Below are 13,054 nucleotides of genomic sequence, written 5' to 3'. Positions count from 1 at the left end.
GCGCCCTTCGCGTGTATTCCGTATTGCTTTCCCATTCCGCCCGGCAGGTCCGGGGGACCAACAGAGAGGTAAACCACATGAAGAAAATTGTTTTTGCATTGGCGGCGACGCTGACCATGACCGCCGCGACCGGCGCCATGGCGGAAGACAAGTTCAAGGCCTGCTTCATCTATGTCGGCTCGAAGACCGATGGCGGCTGGACCCAGGCGCATGAGGTCGGCCGGCAGTATGCCCAGGACAAGCTCGGCGACAAGGTCGAGACCGTGGCGCTCGAAAACGTGCCGGAAGGCCCCGATGCTGAACGCGCCATCGAGCGCTTCGCACGCTCGGGCTGCGGCATCATCTTCACCACATCGTTCGGCTTCATGGATTCGACCATCGCCGTGGCCGAGAAGTTCCCGGACGTGAAGTTCGAGCACGCCACCGGCTACAAGACCGCGCCGAACGTGACCACCTACAACTCGCGCTTCTACGAAGGCCGCTACATCATCGGCCAGATCGCCGGCAAGATGTCGAAGACCGGCGTGGCCGGCTACATCGCCTCCTTCCCGATTCCGGAAGTGGTGATGGGCATCAACGGCTTCCTGACCGGCGCCCGTTCGGTCAATCCGGACTTCAAGCTCAAGGTGGTGTGGGTCAACAGCTGGTTTGACGCCGGCAAGGAAGCCGACGCCGCCAAGGCGCTGATCGACCAGGGCGTCGACATCATCACCCAGCACACCGACTCCACCGGCCCGATGCAGGTTGCCGAAGAGCGCGGCATCAAGGCCTTCGGTCAGGCCTTCGACCAGATCACCGCCGGCCCGAACTCGCAGCTGACCGCGATCGTCGACACCTGGGGTCCGTACTACGAAAAGCAGATCAAGGCGGCCATGGACGGCACCTGGAAGGGCGGCCAGTCCACCTGGGACGGCCTCAAGGACGGCATCCTGGCGATGGCGCCCTACACCAACATGCCTGACGACGTGAAGGCGATGGCCGAGGAAACCCAGGCCAAGATCGAATCCGGCGAACTGCATCCCTTCACCGGCCCGATCAATAAGCAGGACGGCAGCGTCTGGCTCAAGGAAGGCGAAACCTCCGACGACGGCACGCTGCTCGGCATGAACTTCTACGTCGAAGGCGTGGACGACAAGCTGCCGCAGTAAGCGCGGGATCCCTCCGGCGCACCAGGCATGCGCGGGCGTCAAACCCAGACAGGACAGGGAGGGGCGGCTTCATCGGCCGCCCCTCTTTTTGTCTTCGCCCGACTTCATTCGGCCGGGGCGGGGAAGCGCTGAAGGGTGCGCGGCAGAAAGCGGGCGGCGGGCGACAGCAGGGCCCGGATCAGCCGGCGGCCGCCCGGCTCGACGCTGCGCCAGATCCAGTGGCTGACGGCGAGCGACAGCGTTACCGCCAGTGCGAATGCCGCCCATTTGCCGATCAGCGGCGCGGTCAGGTTGATCAGCATGTAGCCGGCGTTCTGGTGGACGAGATAGAGCGGATAGGACAGGCCGCCGAGCATCAGCGCCCACCGTCCGGCGCGGATCTTGCGGCCAAACATGGCCGCGACCAGGAACAGCGCGACGATGCCTGCATTGGCAAGGGCGACCTCGGAGGCGGACGCGGCTTCCCCGAGCCGTCCGATCGCATCGAGGCGTTGCACCTCGGCGGTGTGGAACGTCATCGTCAGCGCACAGGCCGCAAGGCCCAGGCGCAGCCCGCTTGCCCCTTGCGAGGACAGCCGCCAGACGATCGCGCCGAGCGCGAAATAGGCGCCGTATTCGGTCGCCAGGATCAGTTCGAGCGGCCGTGAGCCGATCAGCAGGTTATTGACGAAGATCACCGCGAGCCAGGCGGCGAGCACGCCGTCGGTGCGGCGCGGCAGCAGGCCGGAAAACAGACCGATCATCACCCAGAAATAGAAGATCAGTTCGATCACGATCGACCAGTAGGCCCCGTCCATGAAGGGGGCGCCGAAGGCGGGTGCGAGCATGGTCAGATTGGCGAACCAGTGCCACAGCGTCCTCACGAACGGCGCTTCGTCCCACCACGCCATCATCAGGAAGGTGATCGTCATCGCCGCCAGATGCGCCGGATAGAGCCGCGCGAACCGGCTCACCGCAAAGCCGTACCAGTCTCGTCCCGAGGCCGACCAAATGATCACGAAGCCGGAGATCAGGAAGAACAGGTTGACGCCGAGATAGCCGAGCGTGACCTGATGGCCGAGGGCACCGTAATCCTGGCTGAGATAGCCGCCCTCGCGTCCGCCGCGATAGAGGAAATGATAGGCCATCACCACCAGCGCGGCAGCGAAACGCAAAAGATCGAGCAAGCCGTTGCGGGTGCGGGGCTGGCTCGGGGCTCCGTTCGTATGATCGTCTTGCACGGCGGCTTCCTCCCTGGAAGCCTATATATTAGCGCATGCGAAAACGCCGGGCTTGATAACCCGGCGTTAAGCTTAAGCGTCAGGGTTAATCGCGGCCCCGCTCAGGCGAGCCCCTGCTTGCGCACATCCGCCCAGGCCAGATCGAGCGCCTGGCGCGCGCTCGCGACGAGCTGGTCGGTCTCCTCCTCGGTGATCACCAGCGGCGGCGAAATGATCAGGCTGTCGCGCACCGCCCGCATCACCAGGCCGGAATTGAAGGAATGGTCGCGGGCGATGGTGCCGACCTTGCCGACATCCCCAAAGCGCTTGGAGAGGTCGGCCTTGTCGGGCACCAGTTCGAGCGCGCCGACCAGGCCCTTCATGCGGGCTTCGCCCACCATCGGATGATCGCCGAGTTCGAGCCACTTCTTTCGGAAATAGGGTCCGATCTGGTCGCGCACGCGCTCGACCAGGTTCTCCCGCTTCATGATGGCGAGGTTGGCGATCGCCGCCGCGCAGGCCGCGGGGTGACCGGAATAGGTGTAGCCGTGATAGAACTCGCCACCCTTTTCGTGCAGCACGTCGGCGATCTTGTCGGAAACGATGACGCCGCCCATCGGCAGATAGCCCGAGGTCAGTCCCTTGGCGATCGACATCAGGTCGGGCTTCAGGCCGTAGGTATCGGCGCCGAACCATTCCCCGGTGCGCCCGAAGCCGCAGATCACCTCGTCGGAGACGAACAGGATGTCGCGCTGCTTGAGGATGCGGGCGACTTCCGGCCAATAGGTGGCGGGCGGAATGATGACGCCGCCGGCGCCCTGGATCGGCTCGGCGATGAAGGCGGCGATCTTGTCCTCGCCGATCTCGTCGATGGCGCGTTCGAGCTCGCGCGCCGCCCAGAGGCCGAACTCGTCCTCGCTCATGCCGGTCTGCATGCCTTCGCCGAACCAGTAGGGCTGGGCAATGTGGTGGATGCCCGGTACCGGCAGGTTGCCCTGGCCGTGCATGCCGCCCATGCCGCCGAGCGAGGCGCCGGCCACCGTCGAGCCGTGATAGGCGTTGTGGCGCGACAGGATCATCTTCTTGTCGGGCTTGCCCATCAGGTCCCAGTAATAGCGCACAAGCCGGAACACGGTGTCGTTGGCGTCCGAACCCGAGCCGCCGTAAAACACCATGTTCATGTGCTCGGGCGCGATCTCGGCGATCATCTCCGAGAGTTCGATCACCGGCGGATGCGTGGTCTTGAAGAACGTGTTGTAATAGGACAACTCGCTCATCTGCGCGCGCACCGCTTCCACGATCTCCTGGCGGCCGTGGCCGACATTGACGCACCACAGGCCCGCCATGCCGTCGAGCATGCGGTTGCCCTCGCTGTCCCAGATCCAGACCCCATCCGCCCGCGAAATCACCCGCCGCTCATCGACGCCAAGCGCGCCGTGATCGGTGAACGGGTGGAGATGGTGTTTGTGGTCGGAGACCTTGAGATCGTGGGAAGACACATTGACGCGCATGAAAACATTCCTGACTGATGGTGGTCCGATGGATGGTGGCTTGGGCGATGCTGGCCTGTTGGGTGTTGCTCTGGTTGACTGTGGATCTGGACCGAATTGAAATCGGTTTGACCTTTATCTGAGTGTGTGCACAAAATTTCGGCGCGGACAAGCAGCGCATTCCGGGCCGGTTGCATGTACAGATGAAATGGATTCCTCCGTTCGATGCTGTATATGCGTTGGCTCAAGGTGCTCACGCGCCGGCGCATCGCGGAAGGCGGAGCCGGTGCTTCGGTGCCGCAACGAATAGTCCTGAAAGGGCACGGTGACAACATGCGCGACGGCGCCGGACTGAACGAGACCGACACGAACCGCCCCAACAACGCGGAAGCGGAGCGGTTCCTGGCTGAAAATCCCGATATCGAATCGGTGGATTTCCTCATTCCCGACATCAATGGCGTGATGCGCGGCAAATGGGGCCCGACCGAAGCACTGGCTAAGGCGGGGTATCCCGGCATCAACATGCCGCTGTCGATCTTCGGCCTCGACATCTGGGGCAGGGAGGTCGAATCGACCGGCATCCACATCGAAACCGGCGACATCGACGGCTATTGCCGCGCGATTCCCGGCCGCATCAACCGCGCGCCGTGGGCGCCGAGGCCCTCGGCCCAGGTGCTGATGTCGATGTACACCGAGACCGGCGAGCCCTGCGACTACGATCCGCGCCACGTGCTCCAGCGCATCATCGACCGTTTTTCCGCCAAGGGGCTGCGGCCGGTCACCGCCTTCGAGCTTGAATTCTACCTCGTCGATCCGGCGGTGTTCCAGCGCTCGGGTCGGATGGGCAAGGACCATGGTCCCGGGCCCGACCAGCAGCAGATGTATTCGCTGTCGGAGCTGCGCGGCCAGAGCGACCTGTTCGCCGAGATCCGCGCCGCGGCGATGGCCCAGGGCCTGCCGATAGACACCATCATCAAGGAGGCGGCGCCGGGCCAGTTCGAGGTCAATCTCAAGCACCGCGACGACGCCATGGCGGCCGCCGACGACACGGTGCTGTTGCGCCGCCTGATCACCGAGACGGCCCACAAGCACGGTTTGCGCGCCACCTTCATGGCCAAGCCGTTCCTCGAATGGCCGGGCAACGGCATGCATGTGCATGCCAGCATTCTCGATGCCGAGGGCAACAACATCTTTTCGGGCGAATCGGGCGATCTCCGGCTGCAGCATGCCGCAGCCGGCCTGCTGTCGACGCTCAAGGACACGCTTTTGCTCTATATTCCCGGTTTCAACGGCTATCGCCGGCTGCAGCCGGGTTCCTACGCGCCGACCCGAATCGCCTGGGGGCGCAACAACCGCTCGGTGGTGGTCCGGGTGCCGGCTTCCGACGACAAGGCGCGCCGGCTGGAGCACCGCATGTCGGGCGCTGACGCCAATCCCTATTTCGTGCTCGCCGGCGTGCTCGGGGGCATGCTCGAGGGGCTCGAGACCGGGCGCATGCCGCCGCCGGCGGTGGAAGGCAACGCCTACAACGTGCCCTTGCCGCAACTGTCGGACGACATGGACGACGCGATCGAGGATTTCGAGCGCTCGGATTTCATCCGCCGCCTGTTCGGCCCGGAACTGCGCAAGATTTTCGCCGAGATCAAGCGCGAGGAACTCATGGCCTTCGACAACGAAATCACGCCGCTGGAGCGGTCGACCTATCTGTAGTGCCGTGCCGCGGCGGTACGCATCGCAGGTTTTCGCCCATTCACCCCACAACTCCTGTCACGATTTGATATAGGACAAAGTCACCCGTCTCCCGCCGTGCGACGATTTGACGATCCGGACGATCTGCTTGCGGGTTGACGCGATTGTTATTGTTTCGCATCTTGGTGATGTCACATAGGAAGAATACCATGAATTTTGAAGCGTTCTTCGAGGAAAAGCTCGGAGGCCTGCGCGAGGCGGGCAACTATCGGGTGTTTGCGGAACTCGAGCGCCAGGTGGGCAGTTGCTCGCGGGCGACGCGGTACCGTCCGGACGGCTCGACGCAGGACGTGACGGTCTGGTGTTCGAACGACTATCTGGGCATGGGCCAGAATCCGATTGTCACCGGCGCGATGAAGGATGCGATCGACCGCTGCGGCGCCGGCGCCGGCGGAACCCGCAACATTTCGGGCACCAACCATCACCATGTGCTGCTCGAGCGGGAACTCGCGGACCTGCACGGCAAGGAAGATGCGCTGATCTTCACCTCCGGCTATGTCTCCAACTGGGCGGCACTCGGCACGCTCGGCGCCAAGATCCCGGGCCTGATCATCTATTCCGACGCGCTCAACCACGCCTCGATGATCGAGGGCATTCGCTATGCCCGTTGCGAAAAGCGCGTCTTCAAGCACAACGATCCCGAGGACCTGCGCCGCCTGATGGCGCTCGACGATCCGGCCGCGCCCAAGCTGGTGGCGTTCGAAAGCGTCTATTCGATGGATGGCGACATCGGCCCGATCGAGGCGCTGTGCGACGTGGCCGACGAATTCGGCGCCATGACCTATCTCGATGAAGTGCACGCGGTCGGCATGTACGGGCCGCGCGGCGGCGGTATCGCCGAACGCGAGGGCCTGATGGACCGCCTGACCGTGATCGAAGGCACGCTCGGCAAGGCGATCGGCGTGATGGGCGGCTATATCGCCGGCTCGCGCGCGCTGTGCGATTTCGTGCGCAGCTTCGCCTCGGGCTTCATCTTCACCACCTCGATCCCGCCCGCGCTTGCCGCGGCCGCGACCGCCTCGATCCGCCACCTCAAGGTGAGCCAGCTCGAGCGCCGCCGGCATCAGGACAACGTGGCAAAGGTCCGCGCCGCGCTTGATGCGCACGGCATTCCGCACATGCCCAACCCGAGCCATATCGTGCCGGTGATGGTCGGCAACGCCTCCAAGTGCAAATGGATCTCGGATGTGCTGATGGAAAATCACGGCATCTACGTGCAGCCGATCAATTACCCGACGGTTCCGGTCAAGACCGAGCGGCTCAGGATCACGCCGACGCCGATGCACACCGATGGCGACATCGCGCAGCTTGCCGGAGCGCTCAGCGAATTGTGGTCGCAGTGCGCGCTTGCTCGGGCCGTGGCCTGAGGTCCGGTTTCACGCAAACATTTCAAGAGAAAAGCCGGCCCGGTTGTCCTGGCCGGCTTTTTCATGACACGAGTTCGCCGCGTCGAAGGCGCCGTTTGCTGCAAGCCGCAAGGGCAGGGCGCGGGGCGCGGCTCTCAGGCGTCCTTGCCGTCGGTGCCGCGCACGGGCGCGCAAAACAGCGTGTAGAGCGTTCCGATCACCGACGAGACTTCCTGGTTGAGGATCGAGTAATAGATCATGCGCCCCTCACGGCGGGTCTTGACCAGCCCGTCGAGCCGGAGCCGGGCCAGTTGCTGCGAAACCGCGGCCTGCGGCATCGACAGGATTTCCTCGAGTTCGGAAACCGATTTCTCGCCTTCGGACAGGATGCACAGGATCATCAGCCGCGTTTCATGGCTCAGCGATTTCAGCAAGTCGCTGGCCTTGCGCGCCTGAACCATCAGCAGGTTCAGTTCTTCCCTATCCATATCTGCCTTGATCTGCGGTAAAACCATGACGTGTCGCTCAATGAAGTGATTTATAACGGGGCGGTCCGCTTCGAAAAGCGTGCATGTAAATACATATAAAAGGCTGCTTTACCAGCAAGTCAATTGCAGCGGTCCGTTGGGTGGAACTGATCGCCGATTATTTCCGATTATAGTCCGGCTGCACGATTTTTCGCCGATTGTGTTCTTGCGGCGCCGCCCTGGCCGCGTCGCGGACTGCCGAAGAATATCGCTTGCCTGCATGCGCGATCCGCATCTAGGTTGGCGCGACATGTCCCGATTTGCCTGGGCCCGTCGCGGGGACCGGGAGAGCCGGGGCCTGAAGGCGTTCGCACATTGCCCGGTCGTCCGGGCGCGGGAGGTTTCATGTCGCAGCTCCGTCGCATCGTGATGGTCATGGCCGCTCTGCTGATCTCGACACAGGCGTTTGCCCAGGACGGCAACCGGCGAATCGAAACCACCGACAATGCGGACTATTTCGGTTTCGACCTGCGCACCGTGCGCGACGTCGACCTCGACGCGTGCAAGGCCGACTGCCTGAACGACGCGCAATGCAAGGCGTTCACCTACAACACCAAGGCCGGCTGGTGCTTCCTCAAATCCGACTACAACACCATCCATCCCTTCGAAGGGGCGGTTGCGGGACGCGTGGTCTCCGGCGGCGAGCCCGATCTCGGCGCCGCGGCCGCGCTCGATTTCGTCCCGGCCTCGCTGCTCGACGAGGCGCGCGCCTACCGTGAGCGCACGGTTGCGCGCAACGACGGCGGCGATGCGGCCCGCTATCTTTCGCTCGCCCGCACGGCCGAGACCGAATACGACCTGACCGCAGCGGTCCGATACTATGCCCTGGCGATCGCCGCCGCGCCGGATCGCAGCCCGGTCTGGGCGGACCTCGCGCGTGCGGCGCTGGCGATCGACACGCAGGATTCGAAACTGCAGCGCAGCCTGCGTTCGGTGGCGATCTCGGCGGGCATCAACGCCTACCAGACCTCGCGCACTACCTCGGCGCGGGCCGATGCGCTGGCCGCGCTCGCCGAGGCGCTGGAGCGGTCCGAGCGGTGGCGGCCCGCGCTGCAGGCCTACCGCGCCAGCCTCGCGCTCGTCGACGCGCCGGATCTGCGCGCGAGCTACGACGTCCTGCGGGCCGCGCGCGGCTTCCGCGTGGTCGACAACACCATCGACGCCGAAGGTGAAAGCCCGCGCGTCTGCGTTCAGTTCTCGGAGCCGCTGGTGCCGGGCCAGGATTATTCCGGCTTCGTCAGCATCGATGGCGGCAGCGATTACGCGATCGAGACAAGCGACAAGCAGATGTGCGTCGATGGGCTCTCCCATGGCCAGCGCTACCAGCTGGTGCTGCGGCCGGGCCTGCCCTCGTCGGTCGACGAAAGCCTCGAGACCCGGGTGGAGCTGTCGCTCTATATCCGCGACCGGGCGCCGGCGGCCCGTTTCACCGGCTCGAGCTTCGTGCTGCCGTCCAAGTCGCGGCGCGGCATCCCGCTCGTGACCATCAACACGCCCTCGGCCGATCTCAAGCTGTTCCGGGTCGGCGACCGGGCGCTGTCGCGGATCGTCACCGGCTCCGAATTCCTCAGGCAGCTCGACGGCTACTCGCTGTCGACGATCGCCGATGAGGTGGGCGAGGCGGTCTGGGAAGGCACCGTCGATGTTGCCAACGAGCCCAACCGCGAGGTTACCACCAGCATCCCGGTCGACGCGCTGCTGCCCGAGCGCGAGCCGGGCGTCTATGTGCTGACCGCTGTGCCGGTGGGCGACACCTCCGAGAACTGGGAGGCGCGCGCCACGCAGTGGTTCCTGGTGTCCGACATCGGCCTGTCGAGCTTTGCCGGCGAGGACGGGCTCTCGGTGTTCCTGCGCTCGCTCGAAACGGCACGGCCGCTTGGTTCGGTTGCGCTTACGCTGCTGGCGCGCAACAACGAGGTGCTGGGCGAAGCCGTCACCGATGCCGACGGCCGCGCTACCTTCCAGCCGGGCCTGATCCGCGGCACGGCGGCGCTCGCGCCGGCGGTGTTGCAGGCCAGGGGGCCGGACGGCGATTTCGTGTTTCTGGATCTGACGACCGGCGGCTTCGATCTCTCCGATCGCGGTGTCGCCGGGCGGCCCTCGCCGGGCGGGGTCGATGTGATGGCCTGGACCGAGCGGGGCATCTACCGCCCGGGCGAGACGGTGCATCTGTCGGCGCTTGCCCGCGACGGAACGCTCGATGCGCTTGCCGGCCTGCCGCTGACCATGATCGTACAGCGCCCGGACGGCGTGGAGGATCGGCGCGAGGTTTCCGACGGCGCCGCGCTCGGCGGCCACGCCTTTGCGGTCGACCTGCCCGGAAACGCCATGCAGGGCGCCTGGCGCGCAAGCCTGCACACGGACCCCAAGCGCCCCGCGATCGCCGATGTCACCTTCCTGGTCGAGGACTTCCAGCCGGACCGGATCGAAATCCAGCTCGATGCCGGCGATGCGGTGGTTTCGGCGGACGCACCTGCGGAAGTCGCGGTCACCGGTCGTTATCTTTACGGCGCGCCGGCCGGCGGGCTTTCGACCGAAGGGGAGATCGTGCTCAAGCGCACCCGTGCGCTCGATGCCTATCCGGGCTATGAGTTCGGGTTGGCCGACGAGGAATTCGAGAACACGCGGATCGTGCTCGATGCGCTCGCCCCGCTCGACGAGGNTGCAAGCCCGCTGGTGTGGCCAGCGAAGGGCATAGAACTCAGGGCGGCGACCTGCCGGCCACCACGCAGTTCCTCAAGGCCGACGTCACCCTTCGCGCCTCCGAAAGCGGCGGGCGGGCGGTCGAACGCAGCGTCACGCTCGATGTCGCACCCGAAGGCCCGCATATCGGCATCAAGCCGGATTTCCCGGACGACCAGGTTTCGGAAAACACCGAGGCCGGTTTCAGCGTGATCGCCGTCGATGCGGCGGGCAAGAGAATGGCCATGCCCGGCGCCTCCTGGTCACTGCTGCGCATCGAGCGGAACTATCAGTGGTATCGCGACGGCAATTCATGGAATTACGAGGTAGTGGACCTGACCACCGAGATCGCCGACGGCGCGGTCGATCTTGAGGCCGACGGCCCGGCGCGCGTCGCCGCCATGGTGGAATGGGGCCGCTACCGGCTCGACGTGACAGGCGCCGACGGCGCCGAGACCAGTCTGCTGTTCGATGCGGGCTGGTATGTCGAGGCCAAGTCGATCGAAAGCCCCGACGGGCTGGAGATCGCGCTCGACAAGGACAGTTACACGGTCGGCGAAACCGCGCATCTGCGGATCTCGCCGCGCTTTGCCGGCGAGGCGCTGATCACCGTCGGCACCGAGCGGCTGATCGCCACCACCACGGTGTCGGTGGGCGAAGGTGGCGCGACCGTCGATCTTGCCGTGACCGAAGCGTGGGGGGCGGGTGCCTATGTGACGGCCACGCTCTACCGGCCCGGCGACGAACAGTCGCGCATGCCGATGCGCGCGATCGGCGTCAAATGGCTTTCGGTCGATCCGGAGGCGCGCAAGCTCGATGTCAGCCTCGACCTGCCGGAACGCACCGAGCCGCGCGGGCCGTTCACGGTGCCGGTCACGCTCGCCGGTCTCGAGCCGGGCGAACAGGCCTTCGTGAGCGTGTCCGCTGTGGATGTGGGCATCCTCAACCTGACCCGGCACCCGGTCGCGGACCCGGACGCCTGGTATTTCGGGCAGCGCGTGCTCGGGCTCGAGATCCGCGATCTCTATGGCAAGCTGATCGACGGGTCGGCCGGGGCGACCGGGCAAATCCGGACCGGCGGCGACGGAGCGATGATGCGCACCAATGGCAGCCCGCCGCGCGAAAAGCTGGTGGCCTTCTTCGAGGGGCCGGTCGAGGTCGATGCCGATGGCAAGGCGACCGTCAGTTTCGACATGCCGCAGTTCAACGGCACCGTGCGGGTCAACGCCGTGGCCTGGAGCAAGCGGGGAGTCGGCCACGCGAGCCGCGACGTGATCGTGCGCGATCCGGTGGTCATCACCGCGAGCCTGCCGCAGTTTCTGGCACCGGGTGACCAGTCCCGGATTCTGGTCGAACTCGCCAACACCGACGGCCCGGCCGGAGACTATGCCGTGGACCTGCTCACCGCCTCGGGCCGGGTTCAGGCCGGAGACGGCCTGCGCCGCACGATCAGTCTCGGCTCGGGCGCGCGCGCAAGCCTGACGCTGCCGCTTCAAGCCTTGCGTAACGGGGCCGACACGCTCACCGTCGCCCTGAATGGCCCTGACGGGCTCGCGCTTGACCGGCAGGAACTGATCACCATCCGGCCGGCGGCAATGCCGGTGACGACCAAGCGGGTGATAAGCCTGTCGGGCAAGGGCGGGTCGCTCCGGGTGGATGGCGAATTGCTGGCCGACAGCCTGCTCGACGGCGCCTCCGTTACCATCGGCGTCACCCGCAACGCCGCCTTCGAGGTGGCTTCGCTGCTGATGTCGCTCGACCGCTACCCCTATGGCTGCGCCGAGCAGACCGCGAGCCGGGCGCTGCCGCTGCTTTACCTGAGCGATCTCGGCGACAGCAGCAGCGGCGACGACGCGGCGGAACTCCGGAAGCGGATCGAGGGCGCCATCACCCGGCTCGTCTCCTACCAGTCCTCCTCGGGCAGTTTCGGCCTGTGGGGTCCGGGGTCGGGCGATCTCTGGCTCGACGCCTATGTGACGGACTTCCTGACCCGTGCCGCCGAAAAGGGCTTTGCGGTGCCGCCGGTGGCAAGCCGGCTCGCACTCGACAACCTGCAGAACACGCTCGCCTACACCACGGACGTGAGCGCCAACGGGTCGAGCATCGCCTATGCGCTCTATGTGCTGGCGCGCAACCGCAAGGCGGCGGCGACGGACCTGCGCTATTTCGCCGACAGCCAGATCGATGCCTTCGCCCAGCCGCTGGCGCGGGCCCAGATCGGCGCGGCGCTGTCGCTCTATGGCGATCCCCAGAGGGCCGAGGAGAGCTTCCGCTCGGCCTTCGAGCAGGCCCGTTCCACCGCCGGCCTGCTTGGCGGGCGCGACGACTACGGCTCCAGCCTGCGCGACGGGGCGGCGATGCTGGCGCTGGCCGCCGAATCCGCGCCGACCCCCGGTATCGTGCCGGAGCTGATCCGGTTCGTGAGCGATGCCCGCGCCGAGCGCAAGTCGACCAGCACCCAGGAAAATGCCTGGATGGTGCTGGCGGCCCGGGCGATCGCCGCCGGCAACCGGGCGATTTCGGTCGAGGTCAACGGCCAGACCTATGCCGGGGCCTATGAGGCGCGCTTCGACGGCGCCGAGATCCGGGACACTCCGGTGACCCTGGTCAACAAGGGTCCGGATCCGGTCGACGCGGTCGTCACCACCATTGCCGCGCCGGTCCAGCCGCTGAGTGCGGGCGGCGACGGCTTTGCCATCACCCGCGATTACTATGCGCTCGACGGCCAGCCGGTTTCGATCTCGCAGGTGAGGCAGAACGAGCGCTTCGTGGTGGTGCTGCAGATGCGCGAGGACAATGAATGGCCCTCGCGCGTGGTCGTCACCGATCTGCTGCCGGCGGGCTTCGTGATCGACAATCCGCGGCTGATCGGCAGCGCGGAACTGTCCAATTTCGACTGGCTCGGCGAGCCGG

Annotated in this window: 6 protein-coding genes and 2 pseudogenes; 5 read left to right on the top strand and 3 right to left on the bottom strand. The window is 65.8% G+C overall.

The window, feature by feature from the left end:
- Positions 1–77: 77 nt before the first annotated feature.
- Positions 78–1,148, top strand: a complete 1,071-nt coding sequence (locus AWJ14_RS15065; protein ID WP_066180843.1) for a BMP family ABC transporter substrate-binding protein — start codon at positions 78–80, stop codon at positions 1,146–1,148.
- 104 nt (positions 1,149–1,252) lie between these two features.
- Here the strand turns inward: AWJ14_RS15065 and AWJ14_RS15060 are convergent, their stop codons facing one another.
- Entirely contained in the window at positions 1,253–2,368 is a 1,116-nt protein-coding gene (locus AWJ14_RS15060) for an acyltransferase family protein (RefSeq protein ID WP_066180840.1), read from the bottom strand.
- Between the two features lie 101 nt (positions 2,369–2,469).
- The gene (locus AWJ14_RS15055) at positions 2,470–3,858 is read right to left on the bottom strand and encodes an aspartate aminotransferase family protein (RefSeq protein WP_066180838.1); all 1,389 of its coding nucleotides are present in this window, start codon (positions 3,856–3,858) and stop codon (positions 2,470–2,472) included.
- Between the two features lie 204 nt (positions 3,859–4,062).
- Here AWJ14_RS15055 and AWJ14_RS15050 point away from each other — a divergent pair, with 204 nt between their 5' ends.
- On the top strand, positions 4,063–5,547 hold the full coding sequence (locus AWJ14_RS15050; RefSeq protein WP_245304295.1) for a glutamine synthetase family protein: 1,485 nt from the start codon (positions 4,063–4,065) through the stop codon (positions 5,545–5,547).
- Positions 5,548–5,735: 188 nt separating this feature from the next.
- Entirely contained in the window at positions 5,736–6,953 is a 1,218-nt protein-coding gene (gene hemA / locus AWJ14_RS15045) for a 5-aminolevulinate synthase (RefSeq protein WP_066180835.1), read from the top strand.
- 134 nt (positions 6,954–7,087) lie between these two features.
- Here hemA and AWJ14_RS15040 read toward each other — a convergent pair whose 3' ends face one another.
- On the bottom strand, positions 7,088–7,447 hold the full coding sequence (locus AWJ14_RS15040) for an ArsR/SmtB family transcription factor (RefSeq protein WP_066180832.1): 360 nt from the start codon (positions 7,445–7,447) through the stop codon (positions 7,088–7,090).
- 357 nt (positions 7,448–7,804) lie between these two features.
- Here AWJ14_RS15040 and AWJ14_RS22880 point away from each other — a divergent pair.
- Positions 7,805–10,121 (top strand): annotated as a pseudogene (locus tag AWJ14_RS22880) (PAN/Apple domain-containing protein); the annotation flags it as partial.
- A gap of 1 nt (position 10,122) precedes the next feature.
- Positions 10,123–13,054, top strand: a pseudogene (locus tag AWJ14_RS22875) (alpha-2-macroglobulin family protein); the annotation flags it as partial.

The organism is Parahoeflea olei, from assembly GCF_001703635.1.
Lineage (GTDB): Bacteria > Pseudomonadota > Alphaproteobacteria > Rhizobiales > Rhizobiaceae > Hoeflea > Hoeflea olei.
This window is presented reverse-complemented; position numbering and strand designations above follow the sequence as displayed.

Excerpts from the sequence above, each read along its gene's own strand:
- AWJ14_RS15050 (WP_245304295.1), top strand. The coding sequence starts at position 4,063 with ATGCTGTATATGCGTTGGCTCAAGGTGCTCACGCGCCGGCGCATCGCG.
- AWJ14_RS15055 (WP_066180838.1), bottom strand. The coding sequence starts at position 3,858 with ATGCGCGTCAATGTGTCTTCCCACGATCTCAAGGTCTCCGACCACAAA.
- AWJ14_RS15065 (WP_066180843.1), top strand. The coding sequence starts at position 78 with ATGAAGAAAATTGTTTTTGCATTGGCGGCGACGCTGACCATGACCGCC.
- AWJ14_RS15040 (WP_066180832.1), bottom strand. The coding sequence starts at position 7,447 with ATGGTTTTACCGCAGATCAAGGCAGATATGGATAGGGAAGAACTGAAC.
- hemA (WP_066180835.1), top strand. The coding sequence starts at position 5,736 with ATGAATTTTGAAGCGTTCTTCGAGGAAAAGCTCGGAGGCCTGCGCGAG.